16 protein-coding genes and 5 pseudogenes are annotated in these 21319 nt (G+C 57.7%); 9 read left to right on the top strand and 12 right to left on the bottom strand.

Features of this window, described 5'->3' with window-relative positions; genetic code table 11:
- Positions 1-122: 122 nt before the first annotated feature.
- From EOA38_RS06390 to EOA38_RS06380, 3 genes and pseudogenes are all read left to right on the top strand, one after another.
- Complete coding sequence (locus EOA38_RS06390) at positions 123-1127, top strand: tyrosine-type recombinase/integrase (RefSeq protein ID WP_245480781.1); 1005 nt, start codon at positions 123-125, stop codon at positions 1125-1127.
- 210 nt (positions 1128-1337) lie between these two features.
- Complete coding sequence (locus tag EOA38_RS06385; protein WP_245480780.1) at positions 1338-2087, top strand: hypothetical protein; 750 nt, start codon at positions 1338-1340, stop codon at positions 2085-2087.
- 12 nt (positions 2088-2099) lie between these two features.
- Positions 2100-2423 (top strand): annotated as a pseudogene (locus EOA38_RS06380) (ATP-binding protein); the annotation flags it as partial.
- Positions 2424-2454: 31 nt separating this feature from the next.
- Here the strand turns inward: EOA38_RS06380 and EOA38_RS06375 are convergent.
- Together EOA38_RS06375 and EOA38_RS38990 are read right to left on the bottom strand one after the other, a co-directional pair.
- Complete coding sequence (locus EOA38_RS06375) at positions 2455-4527, bottom strand: recombinase family protein (RefSeq protein ID WP_127298769.1); 2073 nt, start codon at positions 4525-4527, stop codon at positions 2455-2457.
- Positions 4511-4684, bottom strand: a complete 174-nt coding sequence (locus tag EOA38_RS38990; protein ID WP_167484268.1) for a hypothetical protein — start codon at positions 4682-4684, stop codon at positions 4511-4513. Before EOA38_RS38990 ends, EOA38_RS06375 begins: the two co-directional genes overlap by 17 nt.
- A 312-nt stretch (positions 4685-4996) precedes the next feature.
- Here EOA38_RS38990 and EOA38_RS06370 point away from each other — a divergent pair.
- The 3 genes and pseudogenes from EOA38_RS06370 to EOA38_RS06360 all read left to right on the top strand — a co-directional run.
- Positions 4997-5431 (top strand): annotated as a pseudogene (locus tag EOA38_RS06370) (ATP-binding protein); the annotation flags it as partial.
- A gap of 304 nt (positions 5432-5735) precedes the next feature.
- Positions 5736-5882 (top strand): annotated as a pseudogene (locus tag EOA38_RS06365) (transposase domain-containing protein); the annotation flags it as partial.
- A gap of 2 nt (positions 5883-5884) precedes the next feature.
- Positions 5885-6250, top strand: coding sequence for a hypothetical protein (locus tag EOA38_RS06360; protein ID WP_127298768.1), 366 nt, complete (start codon positions 5885-5887; stop codon positions 6248-6250).
- Positions 6251-6747: 497 nt separating this feature from the next.
- Here EOA38_RS06360 and EOA38_RS06350 read toward each other — a convergent pair whose 3' ends face one another.
- The 9 genes from EOA38_RS06350 to EOA38_RS06310 all read right to left on the bottom strand — a co-directional run bounded on the left by EOA38_RS06350 (position 6748) and on the right by EOA38_RS06310 (position 17586).
- Positions 6748-7320: a nuclear transport factor 2 family protein gene (locus EOA38_RS06350; RefSeq protein WP_127298767.1), complete on the bottom strand. Its 573-nt coding sequence runs from the start codon at positions 7318-7320 to the stop codon at positions 6748-6750.
- Between the two features lie 136 nt (positions 7321-7456).
- Positions 7457-9082: a hydantoinase B/oxoprolinase family protein gene (locus EOA38_RS06345; RefSeq protein ID WP_127298766.1), complete on the bottom strand. Its 1626-nt coding sequence runs from the start codon at positions 9080-9082 to the stop codon at positions 7457-7459.
- Positions 9079-11175, bottom strand: coding sequence for a hydantoinase/oxoprolinase family protein (locus EOA38_RS06340; RefSeq protein WP_127298765.1), 2097 nt, complete (start codon positions 11173-11175; stop codon positions 9079-9081). The genes EOA38_RS06345 and EOA38_RS06340 overlap by 4 nt, the downstream gene beginning before the upstream one ends.
- A gap of 334 nt (positions 11176-11509) precedes the next feature.
- Complete coding sequence (locus tag EOA38_RS06335; protein WP_189434522.1) at positions 11510-12670, bottom strand: Xaa-Pro peptidase family protein; 1161 nt, start codon at positions 12668-12670, stop codon at positions 11510-11512.
- Between the two features lie 125 nt (positions 12671-12795).
- Positions 12796-13788 carry a LysR substrate-binding domain-containing protein gene (locus EOA38_RS06330; RefSeq protein ID WP_127298763.1) on the bottom strand — a complete coding sequence of 331 codons (993 nt, stop codon included), beginning with the start codon at positions 13786-13788 and terminating at the stop codon, positions 12796-12798.
- 31 nt (positions 13789-13819) lie between these two features.
- Positions 13820-14608 (bottom strand): ABC transporter permease, encoded by a 789-nt coding sequence (locus EOA38_RS06325; protein WP_127298762.1) that lies wholly within the window; start codon positions 14606-14608, stop codon positions 13820-13822.
- A complete protein-coding gene (locus EOA38_RS06320) occupies positions 14605-15462 on the bottom strand; it encodes an ABC transporter permease (RefSeq protein WP_127298761.1) in 858 nt (285 codons plus the stop codon). Before EOA38_RS06320 ends, EOA38_RS06325 begins: the two co-directional genes overlap by 4 nt.
- Positions 15459-16517 carry an ABC transporter ATP-binding protein gene (locus EOA38_RS06315; protein WP_127298760.1) on the bottom strand — a complete coding sequence of 353 codons (1059 nt, stop codon included), beginning with the start codon at positions 16515-16517 and terminating at the stop codon, positions 15459-15461. Before EOA38_RS06315 ends, EOA38_RS06320 begins: the two co-directional genes overlap by 4 nt.
- 7 nt (positions 16518-16524) lie before the next feature.
- Positions 16525-17586, bottom strand: coding sequence for an ABC transporter substrate-binding protein (locus EOA38_RS06310; protein WP_189434520.1), 1062 nt, complete (start codon positions 17584-17586; stop codon positions 16525-16527).
- A gap of 357 nt (positions 17587-17943) precedes the next feature.
- Here EOA38_RS06310 and EOA38_RS06305 point away from each other — a divergent pair, with 357 nt between their 5' ends.
- Together EOA38_RS06305 and EOA38_RS06300 are read left to right on the top strand one after the other, a co-directional pair.
- Entirely contained in the window at positions 17944-19167 is a 1224-nt protein-coding gene (locus tag EOA38_RS06305) for an aminotransferase class V-fold PLP-dependent enzyme (RefSeq protein ID WP_245480779.1), read from the top strand.
- A 263-nt stretch (positions 19168-19430) separates the two neighbouring features.
- Entirely contained in the window at positions 19431-20066 is a 636-nt protein-coding gene (locus EOA38_RS06300) for a hypothetical protein (protein ID WP_245480782.1), read from the top strand.
- 102 nt (positions 20067-20168) lie between these two features.
- Here EOA38_RS06300 and EOA38_RS40225 read toward each other — a convergent pair.
- Positions 20169-20408: pseudogene (locus EOA38_RS40225) on the bottom strand (IS6 family transposase); the annotation flags it as partial.
- A 146-nt stretch (positions 20409-20554) separates the two neighbouring features.
- Between EOA38_RS40225 and EOA38_RS06290 the strand changes: the two are divergent.
- Positions 20555-21126, top strand: a pseudogene (locus EOA38_RS06290) (DDE-type integrase/transposase/recombinase); the annotation flags it as partial.
- Between the last annotated feature and the right edge of the window lie 193 nt (positions 21127-21319).

The following is a 21319-nucleotide window of genomic DNA, read 5'->3' as shown; positions in this document are numbered from 1 at the left end:
TTCAGGGGGCACGTGGACCCCGCCCCCACTGCCGTCTATCTCCCCATTACCGCCGATCTGATGGAGGCCGCCGGTCAGCGCTTCGAACGCTTCGCCGTGCCAATATCAAGTGGAGGCCGGCCATGACGACCGTCGGCAGTCTCGTCTATCAGTTCTTCGAGCACCATCTCAAAGCCGAGAAGGGTCTGGCCCCGACCTCGATCCGGAGCTACCGCGACGGGATCCGGTTGTTCCTTCTCTTCCTGGCCAGGGAGAACCGACGCCCTGTCAGCAAGCTCGGGCTGACCGATCTCAGCGCCGACAATGTGCGGGCCTTTCTCGCCCATCTTGAAGCCGAGCGCGGCAACAGCATCCGATCACGGAACCACCGGCTCGCAATGTTGCACGGTTTCTTCGCCTATGCCGGTGGCCAGGAGCCGATGGTGCTGCCGGAGGCCGAGCGCGTCGCCGCCATCCCGAGGAAGCGTACGCAGCCGGCGGCCACCTATTATCTCGAACGCGACGAGGTCGAACGGCTCTTCGACGGACTGCCGCGCGACGGGAAGCTGGCCACCCGCGACAAGGCGCTGCTCATGTTCCTGTACAATACTGGCGCCCGCGCAACGGAAGTCATCGGACTGACCATCGATCAGCTGGTTTTGACCTCCTCGCCGCGGGTGAACCTGCACGGCAAGGGCGACAAATGGCGGACCTGCCCACTATGGCCCGAGACCGCCCGCCTGCTTGGCGAGATGCTGCGTGACCGACGCCAGCCAGCTACGCCAACAACTCCGGTATTCGTCAGCAACGTCGGCAAGTCGCTGACGCGATTCGGCCTGTACAAGCTCGTCCGGCGTCATGGTTTGGACATTCGCATCGGCAACGGACACAGGTCCATTTCTCCGCATGTTTGGAGACACACGACGGCCATGCATCTACTCGAATCCGGTGTCGACGTGAACGTCATAAGAGGTTGGCTTGGCCACGTCAGCCTGGATACGACCAACCGATATGCCGAGATCAACATCAGGATGAAGCAGGAGGCGCTTGAGGCCTGCCAGGTGCCTTCGACTTCTTCGGTGGGACCGCCCCGAAGACCAGTCTGGCAGAGCGAACCAAAACTTCTCGAATGGCTCGCTGGCCTCTGATCGTTATGTGCCCGCCGTCATCGAGAACGGTTGGATCAACAGGCTGCGGGCCACATAACCGTTCGGGACACAAAACCCCGACAATCTGAAGTCGGGCGTCAGCCGCGCCAGCTTCTACGATCCCGAGATCAATCGCAGCTACGGCATGATGGCATCCCATTATGGCGTCGGCGTTCTTCCGGCACGGCCGCGACGGCCGAAGGACACGGCGTGCGTTTCGCCCAGTCATGCATTCTGGGGCGGCTGCGCAACCAGACCTTCTTCTCGCTGGCCGAGGCCAACGCCGCCATTCGCCAGGCACTCGATCGCATCAATGATCACGTCATGCGTCGGCTGGGCGTCAGTCGCCGGCAACTGTTTGAGAGCGTCGAGCGTGCTGCGCTCGCAAGCCTTCCGAGCGAAGACTACGAATTCGCCGAGTGGCGTTTGGCCCGCGTCTCGACGGACTACCATGTCGAGTTCAAGACCTTCTTCTATTCCGTGCCGCACAGCCTCATTCGCCAGCAAGTCGATCTGAGAGCAACGGCACGCACAATCGAGATCTTTCACCGCGGCAAGCGCATTGCCGTCCATCAGCGCCGCTATGGCGGCCCTCGTCATGGGACTGACCCGGATCATATGCCCAGCTCCCACCGGCGATATGCCGAGTGGACGCCGGATCGTTTCCGTCGCTGGGCCGCATCCGTCGGCCCTGAGACAGAAGGCTTGGTTGTCGCAATCCTCGCCAGCCGCCCACATCCTGAACAAGGCTTTCGAACATGCCTGGGTGTCCTGCGCCTGTTTCGCGATGTCACACGCGATCGCGCCGAAGCCGTGTCAGCCCGCGCTGTCGAGATCGGTGGGCTGAACTGCAAGAGCATCGCCTCGCTTATCGCCAATCACAAGGCCGCAAGGCATTCCACCGAATCGACCGCCATCGTCGATCACGCCAATCTGCGTGGCCCCGATTACTTCCATTGAGGAGACACACCAATGCTCATCCATCCGACCATCGACATGCTGTGCGAACTCGGCCTTCATGGCATGGCCAGCGCCTTCCAGGAGCTCGACGCACAATCCGAAGCACGCGGCCTCGAGCATGGCGAATGGCTTGCCATGCTGCTCGAGCGCGAGGCTACCATGCGCCGCCAGAAGCGTTTCGAAGCCCGCGCCAGGGCTGCAAAACTTCGCCATGACGCACAGATCGAGAATGCCGACTTTCGTGCCGCACGCGGTCTTGATCGCAATTTGTTCATGGCGCTCGCCGGCTGCGACTGGATCAGAAAGCATCACAGTCTTCTCATCACCGGGCCGGCCGATCCCACGTCATAATGCCCACCTTGGTATGTCATTGAAAGACAAGGATTTGTTGGTCCGGATTTGATGTTAGCGGACGCTTGCGGCTGGCATTGGCGCGATCCCCTACATCTGGGTTCTCAAGATCTTCGCTGCGAATGACCCAGGGTGCCCCTTTGCAATGTTGTTCTGCCGGCAGGATGCGGCTGCGGATCATGCGCAACACCGTCATTGGGCTGAGATTGAGGATGTCAGCCGCCTCGTTCAAGGTAACTTCGCCGCGCGCAGCCCGCTCCCCCTCCCGGTAAACCGCGACGCCATGCTTGCTGCGGAAGCTGCACACTCGCGACTGCGTCCATCCGTTGAGACGCCCTGTCTTCTTGCCCAGGCGGTTCAACAGTGACGCAATAGCCTTGTCGGGCATCAGCCGGGCGAGATGACGGATCAGCGTCTCGGTCTCGGGCTCGACAATCCAGCGGTGTTGGCCCGTTCTATTCTTCTTCACGGTAAGCACCGTGTGGTCGCCGCCCTGCCAGTGTATCATCAATTGAAGCTGTTCGTTTTCGATACGCACGACGATCTCGCGCAGTACGGCACGAAGGATGCGCTTGCGGCTGGCTGCCGTGGCCGCAGGATGGTGCCAAGCCGCCTCAAGATCAGCACCCATGCGCAACAGTCCCTGGCGTTCATCTTCAGACGGCGCCTCCAACTGGTGTCGCCCCAAAGCCTGCAATTCCGCCTCGCGTTCTTGAACGATCACCAGCGCCGCATTCCACCGTCGTTCGAGTTCGCTGGCCACCAGACGATTATCGGGATCGACCGCATCGTATTGGCGCCGCGCCAGCGCGGCCTCATAACGCGCTTGCTCAAGCGCCAACTCGATCTGCCGCCGCCTTTCACCGGCCTCCATCCGGCATGCCTCAATCGCCTGGAGTGCGGCCTCAACGCCAAGCGGCTGGAGCAGCCGAACGACTTCCGCGCCAACGGCAAGATCGGCCCGCAGCGAGCCGAACGAGATGCACGGGTCAGTGCCGTGGTTCAACTGCGCGCCGCGGCAGTGATAGCGCCCAGTGTTGCCGTTCCTGCCGCTATAGGCGACATGGAGTTTGCGCCCGCAATGACCGCAACGCAGCAGACCGCCGAGTAGAAGTTCGCCTCGCCGCAACGCGCCGCGAGCCATCATCATGCCCTTACCGTTGGCGTTGTCCGCGATCAGGCGCTGATTCCTTCCGTATTCCGCCCAACTGAGGTAACCCTCGTGATGGTTGACGAGCAAGACCTCCCATTCGGATTGGTCTTTGCGAAAGCCGCGCACGATACGCTTGCGGCCATTTTCGATCGTCACGCGACTGCCGGTCCGCCCGAAGACGTAGGCGCCCGCATAGATCGGATTAGTCAGGATGTGATGCACCGTGTTGTAAACCGGCAGCTTCCACACGATAGCGCGGCCGCCCTCTCGCGAGTAGCTGACGCAAGGCAGCACGATGCCGTCGCTGCGCAACGAGAGGTGGACCTGGCGGATGCTCTGCATCTCAGCGAAGCGGGAGAACACCAAGGCGATCGCCTCGCGCACGCGCAAATTGGCGTCCTTTTCGATCCGGTCGCGGCCCGCCCTCACATAGCCGACCGCCACTGTCAGGAAGAGTTCCCCCCGGCGCGCCTTCTGCTTCAAGGCTTCAATCGACCGGGCGCGCAAGATCGACAGCTCGAGCTCGCTCATCGTCCCCTTCATGCCGAGCAGCAGCCGGTCATTGGGATGTCGCGGCTCATAGATGCCGTCCTCATCGATGATCAGCGTGCCGACGAGACCACAGAACTCGATCAGCGTGTGCCAGTCACGCCCATTGCGCGCCAAGCGTGAGGCTTCGATGGCAAGAACGGCACCGACCCTGCCTTCGCAGATCGCCGCCAGCAGCCGTTCGAAGCCCGGCCGGCTGATCCCCGATCCCGAACGGCCGAGATCCTCGTCGATGACCGTCACGTCCGTCCAGCCAAGGGCGCGGGCACGTTCGGCCAACCCATATTGTCGCTGGCGGCTTTCGGGATTCTTTACAAGCTGGTCGGCGGTGGATTGCCGGACGTACACGAACGCCCCACGCGCCAGATGCTCAACCGTGGTCTTCATCGTCCGTCTCCCTCGCCGGCGGGGTCGATGCGGACTCCTTCAGGAGCGCGCCGATCAGCGGCAGAAGCCGCTTCTGCCGCTCGGGCGGCAGCGGCATTCGCGGCGGCTCGGTGACGAACAGATCCGGTTGGCGGTAACTGGGCTGCCTGCGCTGCATGCTCGTCTCCTCCATGACATGAGTCGTTGCGCAGCAAGCATAGGCAGGCATCGAGTTCGGAACGGAGATCGAGCAGGCATGAAAGCGGCAGACGCGGTGTATCACTGACAGCCATCGCCGCCGCACTGTCCTCCATCATCCAGGCGGGCACCACCGCCAGTGTGCCGTCTGGCTGCCGGATGATGAACGACACTTCACCGCGATAGCGTTGTCGACCGGTCACTGCGACAGCTTCACCGCAGCGCGGATGAAAGACATAGCGGACAATCGAACCATGGCAGCCCTGATAGCCGGTAGTATGAAGCTGTTTCGACGGGCGTCGGCAAGAGCTGGCTGGCCTGTGCGCTTGGCCACAAAGCTTGCCGAGAGGATTTCTCCGTCGCCTATCACCGCGTTCCCCGGCTGTTTGCAACGCTTGCCCTCGCGAGGGGCGACGGACGTTATGGCCGGATCCTCAAGCAACTCGCCAAAACCGACCTTCTCATTCTCGATGACTGGGGACCGGAAAAACTCAATGATGATCAGCGGCGTGATGTGCTTGAGATCATTGAAGACCGCTACGAACGCCGATCGACAATCGTCACCAGCCAGTTGCCTCTGGATCGCTGGTACGAGATCATTGCAAACCCAACCCTGGCCGATGCCATCCTGGACCGCCTCGTTCACAACGCCTATCGCATCGATCTCACCGGGGAAAGCATGCGAAAACAGCGCTCGCCAAGAGCGTCTGAAACAGCGCAAGCTTGACCGGAAATGAAACCCAATCCAAACATCAACGAGACCCAGGATCAGTCCGAAAAATGGGCCGGCTTCAAATCGGAACACCGGCCGGAATGAAATCGGAATGACTGGCCGGCTTCAAATCGGAATCGATGGCCGGCTTCGTCGGAATACGCAACCAAACGACAGGCTTCTTGAGTTCCTGAACGCCCTTTGAGCATCAGAACTATGCCGAGTGTCAACGACCGGTTCTTGGTCGAAATGGCGGGCAAAGCGCTCCATACCGCCATGATCGGAAGAGGCGCTCGGCATAGTTCGGCGGTCGGCATAAAGCGCCAAGATGAACGATATCGACCCGCAGGCCTGGCTCGCCGACGTCCTCGCCCGACTGCCCGCCTATCCGGCCCATCAAATCGATGATCTGCTGCCATGGAATTGGAGGTCCGCAAAACTGCGGACCCAACCAGCGGCGGCCTGATCATGCAGCGCAATAAGGTGCATCACGTCTACACCGTCGAACGTGTCGCCAGCGAACTCGGCGTCAGCGAAGCGCTCATCCAGGACCTGACCCTGGTGTCGGCGCGCGCCAAGCCAGACGCCGAGCCAGACAGCGTTCTCACTGTCGCCGAGATCACTGCGCTCGACCGGATCGACGCGTCCCGAACGCGACCGCGCCTCCGACGGCCCACGCTCGCCGCCTACCTGCTGCAAATCGCCATGCTTGGCGGCTATCTCGCCCGCAAACATGATCCGCCTCCAGGGAACATGGTCGTCTGGCGCGGCATGACCCGCTTGCACGACATCGCCTTCGGCATCTCCATTGGGTCAAGCCGACGATGTGGGTAATCGAAAGCGCCACCGGACGGTTACGCTGGGGATGCCGCCGGTCGCGAAACGGCGACAGGCTCGTCGGGAGCCACGACAACTTCCGCAAAGCCCGTCTCGCGAACTCTCGCCGTGCGGCGCCACTTGTAGAGGCATGACCGTCGGCTTCGCCGAGAAAGCCCGAAGCGCCCGACCCACCATGGCGCTGATCGTCGTGCCTTCCGCCGCCGCGAGTTCAATGGCTGGTCTACACGCTCCCCTGTCAACGCTTCACGGGCGGCCGACTGACCGCGCATGACTCGGGGTCAATGTGGATCGCTACTCCTTCATTGCAATGGACTTGCACCATCTAATCCTTGCCGGTCTCCCGGCGCACCTTGTCCTGACCCCAAGTAAGCACCAAAAGCCATTCCCTGCCCTAGACGCTCACCGTTTGGCCAGCGCTCACCTAACGAGCGGCGGAAACGAAAGGCAGCTGTTGGCGCATGTCTTAGGCAGCCCAACGTTAGGGAACCGCCTCAATGAGATCCTGTATCATCCTCCATGGGTTTTGCTGTTAAGACAGTGTATATAGGATCCTGAAGTGAACGCACTGCTTTCGTCCACTCCGGAAGTATATAGACTGCGCCCGCGGGAGGTGGAGTAGCCTCTTCATCACGGATGGCTTCGTAAATGACTACCCTGTGCGCAATTCGCCACTTCCCGTCATGTTTCTCAAAGCGATCTGCATATCTGACAGCCTGGGTGCAATAGCGGGGGGAATTCTCCTGATCTCCAACCGTTGAGTTCATCTGCTGAATGAGAAGACAGTACGTCTCAACCGACGCAATTTGTCCGTGCCACTCGATGTATGGCTCGGATATCAAATGCATCATTTGGTGCGTATCTTTATTGTAATTTTGTATCCACTCCATTAATCCAGGCTTTAATGCCTTTATTGGACCGTGGTCGTCGAAAGCGTCTTCGTGATACGCATCTCTGACGCGGTCGTAATCTTTACGGTCACAACCTCGTACATAACTATGCATTACATTCTTGATTTCACGCTCTGCCGTGAGTATTTCGAGAAATTCGACATCTGTAGCGGTCATATCTGGGCTCACAGTTCCAAGTCATCTACTCAAAAGGTTGTTCTATAATTCTATTCACTAGTTGAATTCTCTGTCGGAAACCTCCCCCCTGCACTCGCACTGGGACGTCGCAACGATCGGACAGTTTCCCTCCGCATCACCGCTCGGTTGCGGCTTTGGCAGAAGTGTAGCCGCGCAGAGTGTCGACGCAGCGCGCCTCTGAGCCGCGTTGGGATGGATCTCCATAGCCACCGCCGCCGGGTGTGCGAATAATGATGCTTTGCCCAGCCTTCACATGATGCGCACCCTTGCCCTTGAGCACTTCACCCGTACTCAGCATGAGTTCGCCCTTCGCGCCAGCTTCGCCGCCCTTCCGACCGCGTGCGGGATAGGTGATGCGATCGAACGCCGCGAAAATCGTGAAGCCATCCGGCCCTTGGGAGCCCAGCTCCATATCCTGGCCAAGCCCACCTCGCGTTTCACCGTCACCCCCCGATCCCTCGCGCAGCTCACGCTTCCAGAAGATCAACGGTGTGGCCGATTCCACGATCTCAACTGGAGTTCCGCGGACGGTACTAGGAAACGATGTAACGGACAGCCCATCAAGACCGGGACGTGCGCCGGTGCCGCCGCTCGTGTCGATCGACGTTGCGAACCGGTTATTTTCGCCGCCGCGAATACTGAGGTTCCACAGCGCAGACGCGCTTTCAGCGGGTACCAAGTCCGGAATTATCTGATCGAGGCACCCGAATACAACATCAGGCAGCATCGCGCCGATGACGTGACGACAGGCGACCGGCTGTGGTCGGGTGGCGTTGAGCACACTACCTTTATCCGCGCGAACCGTGAAGGCAGAAAGCGTTCCCTCATTGTTGGGAATATCTCCAGCCAATGCGCAAGAGAGCGCATAAGACGTATACGCCGTCCCGTAGTTGAGCGGAACATTGATGCCGTAGGCGGAAGCCTTTGAAGAACCAGCCCAGTCCACATTCACCGCCCCGTCCTTGATCTGAACCGAGCAGCAAAGCTCGATGGCCTCCTCAAAGCCATCGACCGTCATGCTATAGGAAGCACTGGAAGCGGGCAATCCGGCTAGACGCTTCGCCATGGCGGTTCGCGAGGCATCGACGATATAGTCAGCGAGGTTGACTATATCCTTTTGCCCGACTTCGCGAAGAAGTTCAGTCAGCCGCCGCGAACCTGTCTCGTTGGATGCGATCTGGGAATAGATATCGCCCTCTAGTTCCAACGGCATACGGGAATTCGCCTTTGCGATCGCCAGCAGCGTCTCATTCACCTTGCCCCGAGAAATGAGCTTCATAGGCGGGATGGTCACGCCTTCGTAGAAGACATCCTCACCGGCAGGGCTGAAGCCGATACCGCCAACGTCGGTCATATGCCCAGTGCAGGCGAATAGGGCTACGATGTTACTCTCATAGAACGACGGAGTAACGACGACATAGTCATTGAGATGTCCGGTGCCGTACCAGGGATCATTGGTTACGTAAACGTCGCCCTCCTCCATCGTTTCCAACGGAAACAAGTCGAGAAAGAAGCCCACCGAGCGAGCCATGGTATTGATATGGCCGGGAGTTCCCGTGACAGCCTGGGCAAGCATGCGACCACGCCGGTCGAAGATGCCGGCAGATAGATCGCCGGATTCGCGCACGACCGGGCTGAAGGCGGTCCGCAAAAGCGTCTGCGCTTGTTCTTCCACCAACGCAATGAGGCGGGTCCACATCACCTGGAGGCGGATGGGTGAAACTTTACCGTTCTCTGTCATGCGAGTTTTCCATCTTGCAGACGACGCTCCAGAATCAAATGGCGATTTGTGTCGACCCGGGCTGAGAAAGTGGAGGTGACGACGGTTGTCGTTTCATCTTCTACCACAAGCGCGGGACCGGCGATCACAGCACCCACCGAGAGATCCTGTCTTTCATACACGTCATAGTTTTCAAACGCCTCTTTCTGCGGGTTGAAGATCGCACGCGTGCTCATCGCATGCGGCGCCTTGGTCTCGGACGGGGAAGCAGGAGCCGTTGGTTGCCATATCTGTTTCGACAAACGCATCTGCCAGGAAACGATCTCGATGGCCGCATCAGGAATGACGCGCCCGAATAGCTCCTGGTATCTTTTGTCGAACAGGGCGTGCAATTCGCTGCGCGTCGGCGCGTCATCAGCCAAGGGTATCGTGATGACATTTCCCTGGCCTACATAGCGCATGTCGACCTGTCGGGTCATGGAGATCCCATCTAAGCCGCCGAAGCTTTTAACCACGATCTCGGCGCGCTCCAACAGATCCGCGAGCACCCCAGCGACAAATGCAGGGTCGAAATCCGCAAGACGGAGCGGCTTGCTCACGACAATATCGTGCGCTAGAGGCGCCCTGAGGAAGCCGAGGGCCGAACCGACGCCAGCATTTCTAGGGATCACAACACAATGAATCCCCAGTTTCTCCGCAAGGCGGGCCGCATGCAGCGGCGCTGCGCCACCGAAGGCGATCATGACGTGATCGGCTACGTCCTTGCCCAGTTCGGCGCCGTGCACGCGGATCGCGTTCGTCATAGCTTCGTCGACGATCTCTAAGATTCCTGATGCGGCGTTAACAACGTCGAGGCCGAGGACGGAAGCGATTTGCTTGTCCACCGCCTCTGCCGCAAGATCAGGTCGGAGCGGAATGGTACCAGCAGCGAAACGCTCCGGCGTGATCCGACCCATGATGAGATGTGCATCTGTAATAGTCGGCACATCGCCGCCGCGGTTGTAGCTGACAGGCCCAGGCTCGGAACCGGCAGATTGCGGCCCTACTGCGATACGTCCCATACTGTCGATGCGGGCGAGTGAGCCGCCGCCAGCACCGATCTCCACAAGTTCAACGACAGCAATTCGCAAGGGTAGCCCGCTGCCCTTCCGGAAACCGGCTACGCGATCCACTTCGAACATGCGCGCAACTTGAGGCTTTCCTTGCGCAATGAAGCATATCTTAGCGGTTGTTCCGCCCACGTCGAATGAAAGGATGCGGTCGGCATTGAGCTCGGACGCGAGTGACGACGACAAGACGGCACCACCGGCCGGTCCGGATTCAACAAGCCTGATTGGAATCTGCTTTGCGAGATCAAGCGGGGCGAGTCCACCGCCAGACGTCATGAGCAAGAACGGGCAGTCAAGGCCGAAATCCGCCAGCGCACGGGACAATCTCTCAAGATAAGAGAAAACGATCGGCTGAACATAGGCATTGGCAACGACCGTAGAGATGCGCTCATACTCACCAATTTCAGGCGCAATGTCGCTGGAGAGACTGATGGAAATATTTGGCAGGGCAGCCCCGATGATGTCGCGGGCCCGCCGTTCGTGAATAGGGTTTGCGTAGGCATGGAGAAAGCCTATTGCGAGACTTTCGATGCCCTCCTTCTCGAGATTGTGTGCAATCTCCGTAAGCCCATCGTCATCAAGGGGGATGAGAACGCTGCCATCAGCTGCGAGACGTTCACGAATTGTGAAGCGCCGCTCTCTCGCGACTAGAGGCTGGCGCTGCACCATCCTCAGATTCGTGGTGTCGTATCGGCTTTCGTAAGCGATCTCGAGAACGTCGCGGAAGCCTTCCGTCGTTAGCAGCGCCGTTTCGACACCGCGCTGTTCCAACAGTGCGTTCGTCGCGAGTGTTGTTCCGTGTGTAAACCATCCCACCTCCTGGGGAGAAACTCCCGACTCCTGAAGAACCTGGTCGATGCCCGCTAAGAGACCCTGTTCGGGCGCCTTATGCGTCGTGAGCACCTTACGCGACCAGCGCGCCCCATTCCTCTCAAGAACAACGTCGGTGAATGTTCCCCCAATGTCTGCCGACAGTCGCACATTGTTTTCCGAAGCTGATGGCATTCCCCTACTTCCTAGCTTTTTAAGTATCAGAATGGTAGACGCATGCGCGAGTGTCCGGCCAATGTATTACAGTTCCCGGCATATGCCATCCGCGCATACGTATTCCCGATCAGTGCTGGCACTCCGACGAGTTGCAGGCTTTCAGGTTTTTCTCGCGACGGCACTTTGCGACGAGTTTGCTCATCACCTGCCGGATTTGAGCTCAGAGTCGACCCGTTTAAGGCCTCTAGTCCAGCAGGCTAGATCGGAGCGGCGTTCTTTCCATGTGTCTGACATTCGTTGCAACGTCGCAATTACGAAGCACTTACGTCACGACGGCTCATCGAATTTGCAATTACATACACTCGTGATAAGCGATGGGCAGTTGGCTCAGTACCTCGCATCCTGTGCTGGTTATGAGCAATGTGTAGCCTAGCATCATTACACCGTCGACCCGGGTGTCCATGATCATTGGATGGACAAAGAACGTCATCCCGGGTTCAGCTATCAGTGTACTATCTGCTGTGATAAAAGGCGGTGTATCGGGTAGGCCCTTCGGAGGAAACGTGGCGCCTACAGCATATCCCGCTGATGATAACCTGTACGCACTGTAGCCGGCATCATCGAAAACGCGACGGTGGGCCTCGTCAATCTTACCAATCGGTCTCCCTGGACGTGCGGCCTCCGTAATAGCTTGAAGGGCATCGTTTGTTACCCTGAAGAACTCCTTATGCGTCTCGATTGCGTGACCAATAGCAAAGGTGCGGAGGATACCTGCGTGGTAGCGTCGAAAGATCCCAGCCCATTCCAGCGTGAGCTGATCGCCGTCGTGCATTGTTCTGGAGCCGCTTGCGACCTTAGTCATCATAACGTTTGGGCCGGAGGAGAGGATCACCTTCGCTAGCGTAACGTCACCTCCAGCCTTAAGGGCGACCTCGGTCACGGCAAGCTCGATATCTGACTCATCTGCACCCGGACACGCAGTTCTAAGAACGGCAAGGATTGCTTCATCAGCAATCGCTGCGGCGCGCCGAACAAAAGCCTGTTCTTGCTCGGACTTTATTAGACGCTGGCGCCATACGATATCCGATGCGTCTTCAAAGTGGCACCAACCGGCGAGCGCCTCGCGCACCATTTCCCAGTTGGCGGCCGTTAGGCCATGAGTTGCCAACTCTATCCCTATACGTTTTCTATGCAGACCCTTCTCTTCAAGAATATCGCGGAGCTGTTGGGCGGGATTCCCGCGTTCGGCCATATGGTAGATGCGGATGTCTTCAATTGTTGAGGTCAAGCGCGCCTGATGAAAATCAGCAGGGCGCGCTAGGAGCGTGATAGGGCTTGGCGATGTAGTTAGAACAGCGCACTGGAAAAATTTATACCCACCGGTGTCGTAGCCCGTTAGATAGTAATGCGATTCCTGGCTGAATATTAACAAGGCGTCAAGCCCGCGCTTCTCCAGCGATGATCTCGTCGCGATCAGTCGAGTGTTAAATTCTTCCATCGTAAAATGTAGCATGGCCAATTCTTCCGGAAAGTGCCTTGGGGCGTTCAGATCACATTTAAATCCATAATGCGAGCGCATCCGGCCACATTATTTGGCTCGATCAGGTATGATGCGCCGAACGACCTCCCCGAGGGTCTCTACGCGAGAATAGAGCGAAAAACATTTGACGAGGTGGGCGGTTTCCGTTTGCCGAAAATTGGCAGTGACAAGACTTTGCCATATGGCTCGACAGTGACGAACTCCTTGCCAAGCTCCTGCACGGCTTCAATAAGACAACTGACCATCTCTCGTAGGTGAGGACTCGCGCTAGCGCGCGAGTCGACTAACAAGCCGTATGTCAATTTCAACTGCGTGGAAAGCCGACGCACGACCACACCTTCTCTTTCGAAAGAGTTAGCCACAATGGGGTCGCTGACCGACACGCCAAGTCCTCGTGCGACAAGGGAACACGCGGTTGCGCCGGACCCGGTTTCGATAAATGGACGAAAAACCCCGCCTGAACGCATGAGGGCAAGATCTATCTGCGACCTTAGCAAAGTGGTGTGTCGCAGTGCTATGAAAGGTTCGGCCGCCAGGTCTGTGAGGTGCACGATTTCGCGCTCTGCCAACGGATGTCCAGTCGGCAGCGATGCGACCAATTCCGCCTCCGCGAAAGCAACCCGCTCCATATCGCTATGCGTAAACGGCAGGGCAACCAAGGCGAGGTCGACGTTGCTGCGCGACATCCACAGTCCTACCTCACGAACACACATGTCGATCGCGAACTTCGCGTCCGTGCGGCTGTGCATGGTCTCGACGGCTTTTGGTAGGAGCGAGTGAAGTAGGAACGGCTCGGCAGCGATTATTAGCGGTTTGCCACGCTTAGTCCTAATGTCCTCAGCAACCCCCTTGAGTCCGTCGAAGTTCATCAGGATCGGCTCGATGTGGGCATAGAAGCGCAAGCCGTTCTCGGTCGGAATGAGCCGCCGGCCTTCACGCGTGAAAAGCTGGAAGTTCAGAGACGCCTCGAGCCTTGCTAGCATGCGGCTAACCTGAGGCTGGGTCCGCAGAACGAAATCCGCGGCGCCAGTGACTGTGCCAGTCTGCATGATCGCCCGAAAGGCCCGAAGCCAGTCCAGACGGATATCCATTAGCGCTCTAATTCCCTCCACCAGCCTCGTATCAGAAGCGTACAGCCCTCAATCCGTATAGCCGATCGATCAAAAACACCACTGCGAACGTAATTGCGATCGAAACTGCGGACGCGGCCGCTGCGGTAGGATTCAAATCGTAGCGCAGATAGTCGTACAGCTGAATTGGCAAGGTGCTCGAGCCGACCGGTTTGAGGAGCAGTGAGATGTTCACATTGTCAAAGGAGAGGATAAAAGCCAACATAGCTCCAGTTACAATGCCTGACTTAATCAATGGGAGCGTGACGAGTATAAACGTACGAAAGGGATTGGCACCGAGCGTACGAGCCGCTTCCTCGACCGCCGGCGGCATGTTGTAAAGGGCCGATGTGACGCTTAGGAATACCATGGGAAGTGTCACCACGACGTGACCAATCAGCAGTGGGAGAAGATCGCGCGTGCCGCCGAAGTAGTGATTGAAAAACAAAAGCAAAGCAATCGCCGTCAGAACTTCTGGCAGCAGCATCGGAGCGAGCATCGCAAGTCGGAATTGTTCTCTGGCAAAATTTAGGTGGCGAACATAGAAAAGTGCGGCGGGCGTAGCAATCGCCGCAGCGACTACTGCGGTAAGAGCACCCACTGCGAGAGAAAGCAAAAGAGCATCCATAAACGTTGTTGAGACGAAGAACGCCTGATACCATCGCAGCGAGATGCCATGGGGAGGGAACGAGAGATATGCGGCGGGATTGATGGAGCTGAGAAGCACAATGACAGTAGGAACCAAAAGGAATATGTAGACAGCGCCTACGGCGACCAGCAGAACCGGCGAAGAGCGCCTCATTTAAGACTCCGCATATTTTGCCTCATCAAGAAGACGAACACTATGATTGTAAGGGCCATACCTGCAGCCAGCACGAGCGCCATCGCTGTGCCGAACGGCCACAGGAGACTGCCTGTGAGCTGTTGCACCATTACCGTCGTCATCGTCTGTACCTGCCCGCCGCCCAAAAGTATCGGAATGACGTAGGCGCTGGCGGCGAGTGCGAAGACCAAGATGGCGCCGGATTGGATGCCAGGCATTGTCAGCGGCAGGAGCACATGACGGAACACACTGGTCTTGGAGGCCCCCATGGTACGGGCAGCCTCTTCAAACCGCGGATCAATGTTCTGCACCGAGTTCATGATCGGCAGGATCATGAATGGCAGGAACACGTGGACAAGCGCGATCACGACGCCGATTCGATTGTACATCAGCTTGTAGGGACCGAGTCCGAACTGCGACAGCAGTTCGTTCACAACCCCCGTATTGGATAATAGGACGATCCAGCCGAAGCAGCGGATGACGACGCCCGTCAACAATGGCGACAGGACCATCGCATATAGAAGTCCTCGCCAGCGACTCTGCGTCCGCCCCAGATGAAAAGCGACCGGAAAACCTAGGATGAGGCAAAAGATCGTCGAGATCGACGCCTGCCAGAGTGTGTCCAGCAGCAGTTTTAGATAGAGGGGATCGGATAGGATCTTCGCGTAGTTGTCCACCGTGAAGCCGGGTCCGTAGGCGGCCGTGGTTGATGGCGTCCGGAAGCTCATCAGGACAATCTCGCCGTACGGCAGCATTACGAACAGGCAGACGACGGCTAGCGCGGGCAGCCCCAGAAGAAGAAGATGTCGCCGAGAGGCAATTTGACTTGTCATAGCACAAACCAGCTCCGACTTTCGTCAAACGATAGGCTGACCCGTGTACCAGGCCCGTATTGAAGGTCGCCTATAGCCTGGGCAGAGACGGAAGTACCATCATCAAGCTTCAACATGTAATCAACTATATTGCCCAAGAAATGTGCGCTCTCAACGATTGCGGAGATGCCAGCGGACTGGCCGACTGGTCCCAACCGGATAGCTTCAGGGCGCACCATAAGCGCCCCGCAGCAGGCAGCCGATGCGACTTCGGGATCGCCGCAGCGCGCGCGGAATTCGCGTAAGGCTGTTCGAAGAACAAAAAAGTCGCCATCGCGCGCCATCAGCTTCGCGGGAAAGAAGTTCGCTTGCCCTATAAAGCTTGCTACTTCCTTGGTCGCAGGACGATGATACACGCCTTGGGCGTCCCCGATCTGGTGAATCCGACCACCAAACATAACCACGATTCGATCGGACACCGCCATAGCCTCGGCCTGATCGTGGGTGACATACAAGGTGGTGATCCCCACCCTCTGCTGTACAGAGCGGATGAAAAAGCGCATCTCATCGCGCAACTTCGCATCAAGATTTGCGAGCGGCTCATCAAGCAGAAGTAACTTCGGTTCGAATACCAGAGCCCGCGCCAGGGCGACACGTTGTTGTTGCCCCCCGGACATCTGACGCGGATAGCGGTCATGGGCATTGGAAAGCTGGACCATGTCGAGCACGGAGGTGATGCGGGAGGCTGCGTCCGCTCCCCGTATCCCTCTCATCATCAATCCGAAGCCGACATTTTCTCCCACCGTCATGTGGGGAAACAGAGCGTAGTTCTGAAACACCATTCCGATCGAACGCTTCTCTGGCCCAAGTAGCGTCACATCTGTATCATCGAAGAGAATCCGGCCACTAGTCGGGTTTTCCAATCCCGCAACGCATCGCAGAGTGGTTGTTTTACCGCAACCCGAAGGACCGAGGAGGGAGACAAACTCCCCCTCCTTCGTTTCAAGATTGACATCGGTGACCCCTGTGAAGGTCCCAAAACGCTTGGCTAATGCACGAATTGCAAGCTTTGTCATCTAATCCTCAACGAACCGTCCGGTTCCAGCGCTCGGCGACCTTGTCGCGAACCTTACTGGCCCCGATCCAGTCAAAGGTAACAATCTTGTCGAGATCGTTCGCCGTGAGTATCAAGGATTTGGCAAGTTCAGCTGGCAAGACGGTATGAGTATTGACCGGAATGCACAAAAATTCTTCCGCAAGCTTGAGCTGGATCTCGTCAGAGAGGATGTAGTCGAGGAAAGCGCAAGCGGCGTCCTCGTTTGGCGCCGCGCGCAACAAGTCGAAGGTCTGATCATACATGAACATGCCCTCTTCGGGCACCACAAAGGCCACTGGCACGCCCTTCTTCTGCATGTCGAGCGTCTCGCGGATATCAAGCGGACATGCGGCTATTTCGCCCCGCGAAAGCAGCGTCGCCGGGTCACTGGTCGGGAATGGGACCAGCTTCTGTAGCTGTGCAAAACCCTTATCAAAGTCCAGCGCGCTCGAGCCGTAGATCTGGGAAATCATCATGATGAACATGTAACCGCCCGTGTCGGTTATATCGTAAAGGCCAATCTTGCCCTTAAGCTCGCTATTTTCCCAAAATTCCTTCCAAGACTTCTTAGGCGCGCTCACCATATCGGTGCGGTAAGCGATCCCGATAGGCGAGACCATCGCGGTAACGCCCATGCCGCCAGCGACTATTGCCTTGGGGTGTACTTTGGCGAGATTGGGAACCTTCTCCGTGGGCCACTTCTTAAAGAAGCCCTCCTGCCGCAGTAGCGCTCCAACCAGCTCGTTCATCATGACATAGGAATAGGCTGGCTTCTCAGGTCCACTCGCGCGCAGATCTGCCGCCCATTTAACGCCGTTACCTACATCGACCAACACATTGGTGCCCGTAGCCTTTTCAAAGGGAGGGGCAAGTGTCTCGCGCCAGAAGAGCTCATAGGGTCCACCATAGGTAGTTGTTACGAGTTGCCCAGCGGCGGCGACCACTCTCGGCGAGAATACTCCGGAACCTGCTCCCATCACGGCAAAAGAACCTAGCGCGGCTGACCCGAGCAGTAACTGACGACGATTCAAGCTGAATGACATCTGCATTCCCCATCGTTGTGGACGCATCGCCTGCGTCCTGTTGTTGACTTCGTAGCGTCGCTTCGAGCGATTCTTATATTAGCGCAGCTACCTGCCCTCTGAAGGCCGGCAGCCGACTAACTCTTGACTTTAACGCTATCCACTCAAAAAAGGGGGCAACAATGTGTAATCGGGTTTCACTCATGCATTATGCGCATAAGAAGAATTCTCTTCAGAAGACATTCGGTGCTGCGCGATCAAATTCCGCTCTCTTTCTCTCTCGCCAGCTCATGACGATTGCGCATGGATCGGGAGACATAAGGAATTTGTACGCCAGGCGCGTCCTGCCTAGCATTAACTCCAAATCAGTTTTCGGAGTAGGCTGTGCCAAACGAGATCGTAACCAGCAAGTCCAACACGGGATCGCTCCCACCGTTCAGCGGAGGTGATGCGCTGGATATTACCGTGGCGAATGTCCGAGACCTTTTTCCCATTGCCGCACGGCGCGCATATCTCAACAACGCCGCGATATCACCAGTGAGCCAGCCCGTGCTGCAGGCCGTCGACAGTTTCTTACATGACGTACGTGACAACGGGGACAAAAGTTATTCTGGCTGGTGCGTTTATGCGGACACAGATATCAAATCCAGGGTCGGACGGTTAATCGGCGCAGATGCTGCGGAGATCGCTTTCGTTAAAAATACCACGGAGGGGCTGGTCACCGTGGCGAACGGATTGGATTGGAAGGAAGGCGATAATCTCCTTCTTCCCGAGATCGAATATCCGTCTAACGTGCTCTGCTGGAAGCAACTCGCCCGCCGAGGTGTTACGATCAAATGGATCAAAGCCCGGGACGGGAGAATCGACATCGCCGACATCTCGGCAGCGATCGATGCGCGTACACGGCTGGTTTCCGTGAGTGCTGTGCAATTCTCGAATGGCTTCCGCCAAGACTTAGTTAATCTGTCGGACCTTTGCGTCTCGCGCGGCCTGCTCCTCAACGTGGATGCTATCCAGCAGGTGGGCAGCATGGCGCTGAACTTGGGGGAAATTCATATCGACTTTCTGTCCTTCGGCGGTCACAAATGGCTGCTCGCTCCAATCGGAACGGGCATCTTCTACTGCAACCGAAAATCGCTCGATTTTCTTGTGCCGCCGAACGTCGGCTATCACAGCTTCGACCACGGCGATTGTATCTCCAACGACCTCGATTTCCGACCAAATGCCGGCCGTTTCGAAGAGGCCCTCGTCAACTTTCCGGGCATCTGGGGGCTCGATGCTGCCGTGCGCATGCATCTCGCCGTGGGCCAGCGCAGGACGGAGGCTCACATTCTTGACCTGACAGACTATGCAGCAGAGCGGCTGCGCAGTCATGGCTGGACGATCAAGAGCCCTCGAGATGGCCGGGAGCGCTCCGGCTTGCTGTCCTTCGGGCGCACCGGGATCAATGCCGAGGAAACGGCTCTTCACCTGCGCGCTCAGGGTATCGATATCGCAGTGCAAACGGATAGGTTGCGCATCTCCCCGAGCTTGTACAACAATCGGGACGATATTGACCGACTGGTAGCTGCACTTCCAATTGCGCATAATTCTTTCGGAGAAGGATAGCGCTGCGCCGCAATCCCTAGGCCAGCTGTTCGGCCTTACCACGCATATGAAATATTGAACCGTAGTTCTTCGACTTGTCTCGGCCCGCCGTAACACAAAGAGGAGTTTTCCTAATGTCCCTGCCTTCAATCGGACTTGGTCTCATAACTCCATCCTCGAATAACCTTATAGAGTGCGATTTTCCTCGTTTGGGCCTAGACAGGGTCCGATTCCATTTCAGTCGAGTTCTCAACTCTGAGGAAACTCACGAGCAATTGGCTGGAATGAAGGTGCAGTGTGGAGAAGCAGCGCGGCTACTAAGCCACGCGGCACGCACGAAGGCGATCGCCTTCGCCTGCACATCGGGCAGTTTTCTTGAGGGCCTAGGTTACGACGAAAGCGTGGCGAAGATAATCGAAGATGCGTCTGGCGTTCCAGCCGTAACGACCTCCGGCAGTGCAATCGCTGCATTGCGGGCCCTTGACCTAAAGCGGCTGGCAGTCTTCAGTCCTTATGACGAATGGGTCTCGTCACGGCTGGTTGCCTTCCTGGAAGGACATGACTTTTCCGTATCCCACCATAGCTGGGGATATGACATGTGGGGCACAGACGTTGAAGATTGCTTCGAGCCTATCAACGATTGGGTTACGTCACAGGTACCGGCAGACGTCGATGGTGTCTTTATTTCGTGCACCAACTTCACGTGGCTGCGCGGTATCGCCCCATTAGAAGAGCGTATCGGTCGGCCAGTGGTGACAGCCAATCTCGCTACTCTTTGGCAGTTGCTACATACGGCGGGAGCAGGCGACCGTCTTCCTATGACCTTGGCACGGCTGTGCCGACTCTCCCCTGTAGGCGCTAATCGGGCCGAAGCTGATCAGGTGGAACGGCCCATCTTGAACGGCATCAAAAGTGCCTAACGTGGTTGAAACGCCACAGAGAAGAGGCCGGTTTTGTTGTAACGGCTGCGTGGGAGTGCAGAGGGTCTGACGCGAGGCCAATCACGCGGCAAGGATTTGGAACTACTCGGCCAGGGGTGGATCCGGATTGACGGCTAACCTCGCCTGTCGCTCACGCATCATGTGAACCATTCGATGCCGATTAGGATGATCGCGGCTGATGCTGGTGATTTGAAGCCGAGCATTGACCGGATGTGGCGATGCGCCGATGGCCTGTCCGATCCTGTTATTCAGGTGTTTATTCTTGCCAAATCGGCGTCAGCGACGCCGGGAACGATCCTGCAATCAATTTTTGATGTCACAGTGTCGATGCCGGCTCAATACTCCCCAGAAGTGCCGTTTGAATCTTCCCCAGTTTAGCGCTGCCGCCGGTCTCCCGGAGCACGCTCCGGAAGACCGGCGGCGCGTGATCGCCGATGCTTCTCCCGATGGTCGGGAGAGGGATTTCGGTGATCAAGATTGGGGAGATGATGATGATACTGGATTTGCATCGGCAGGGCCTGTCGGTGTCGGCGATCGCCAGGGAGAGCGGGATCGACCGCAAGACGGTGCGCAAATACATTGAGCGCGGGCTCGAGGCTCCGGCCTACGGACCGCGCAAGCCGCGCCAGGCGGTGATCGATCCCTTCACGGCCTATCTTCGCAAACGCGTCACGCGATATCCCGGACTCACCGGCAGCCGGCTTTGACCCCGCCCGGCGAGCAGGCGCAGGTCGACTTCGCCCAGTTCAATGTCGTCTTTACCGATGAGCCGACCACGCCGAGAATCGTCTGGCTATTCTCCATGGTGCTTGGCTTCAGTCGCCTTATCTGGGCACGCTTCGTCGTCCACCAGGATCTGCCGACTGTCTTGCGCTGCCATGCTGGGGCTTTCGAGGCGCTGGGCGGCGCTCCTGGCGAAGTGCTTTACGACCGTATGAAGACGGCTGTGATCGGCGAAGGCGAGGCTGGCGGCATCGTCTACAACCGTGCCCTCGTCGATCTTGCCCGCCACTATGGTTTCCATCCCAAGGCGTGTCGGCTGCGTATTCCGATGAAGCCGGCCACCATTACGATTTGAAGGCGGCCAGATTTCGGTCTGATCCTGGGTCTCGTTGATGTTTGGGTTGGGCTTTATTTCAGGTCAAGCTTCGGTGCTTTCGGGGACGATCGGCGGGCGCTGTTTTCGCATGCTTTCGCCGGTCAGATCGATGCGATAGGCATTGTGAACGAGG

Origin of the sequence: Mesorhizobium sp. M1E.F.Ca.ET.041.01.1.1, assembly GCF_003997355.1 — a bacterium.
Lineage (GTDB): Bacteria > Pseudomonadota > Alphaproteobacteria > Rhizobiales > Rhizobiaceae > Mesorhizobium.
The sequence above is the reverse complement of the archived record's forward strand: the minus strand, read 5'-3'. Positions and strand labels throughout refer to the sequence as shown.

Coding starts and splice junctions, on each gene's coding strand:
- EOA38_RS06390 (WP_245480781.1), top strand. CDS start 123: ATGACGACCGTCGGCAGTCTCGTCTATCAGTTCTTCGAGCACCATCTC.
- EOA38_RS06375 (WP_127298769.1), bottom strand. CDS start 4,527: ATGAAGACCACGGTTGAGCATCTGGCGCGTGGGGCGTTCGTGTACGTC.
- EOA38_RS38990 (WP_167484268.1), bottom strand. CDS start 4,684: ATGCAGCGCAGGCAGCCCAGTTACCGCCAACCGGATCTGTTCGTCACC.
- EOA38_RS06360 (WP_127298768.1), top strand. CDS start 5,885: ATGCAGCGCAATAAGGTGCATCACGTCTACACCGTCGAACGTGTCGCC.
- EOA38_RS06350 (WP_127298767.1), bottom strand. CDS start 7,320: ATGACCGCTACAGATGTCGAATTTCTCGAAATACTCACGGCAGAGCGT.
- EOA38_RS06345 (WP_127298766.1), bottom strand. CDS start 9,082: ATGACAGAGAACGGTAAAGTTTCACCCATCCGCCTCCAGGTGATGTGG.
- EOA38_RS06340 (WP_127298765.1), bottom strand. CDS start 11,175: ATGCCATCAGCTTCGGAAAACAATGTGCGACTGTCGGCAGACATTGGG.
- EOA38_RS06335 (WP_189434522.1), bottom strand. CDS start 12,670: ATGCTACATTTTACGATGGAAGAATTTAACACTCGACTGATCGCGACG.
- EOA38_RS06330 (WP_127298763.1), bottom strand. CDS start 13,788: ATGGATATCCGTCTGGACTGGCTTCGGGCCTTTCGGGCGATCATGCAG.
- EOA38_RS06325 (WP_127298762.1), bottom strand. CDS start 14,608: ATGAGGCGCTCTTCGCCGGTTCTGCTGGTCGCCGTAGGCGCTGTCTAC.
- EOA38_RS06320 (WP_127298761.1), bottom strand. CDS start 15,462: ATGACAAGTCAAATTGCCTCTCGGCGACATCTTCTTCTTCTGGGGCTG.
- EOA38_RS06315 (WP_127298760.1), bottom strand. CDS start 16,517: ATGACAAAGCTTGCAATTCGTGCATTAGCCAAGCGTTTTGGGACCTTC.
- EOA38_RS06310 (WP_189434520.1), bottom strand. CDS start 17,586: ATGCAGATGTCATTCAGCTTGAATCGTCGTCAGTTACTGCTCGGGTCA.
- EOA38_RS06300 (WP_245480782.1), top strand. CDS start 19,431: ATGAAGGTGCAGTGTGGAGAAGCAGCGCGGCTACTAAGCCACGCGGCA.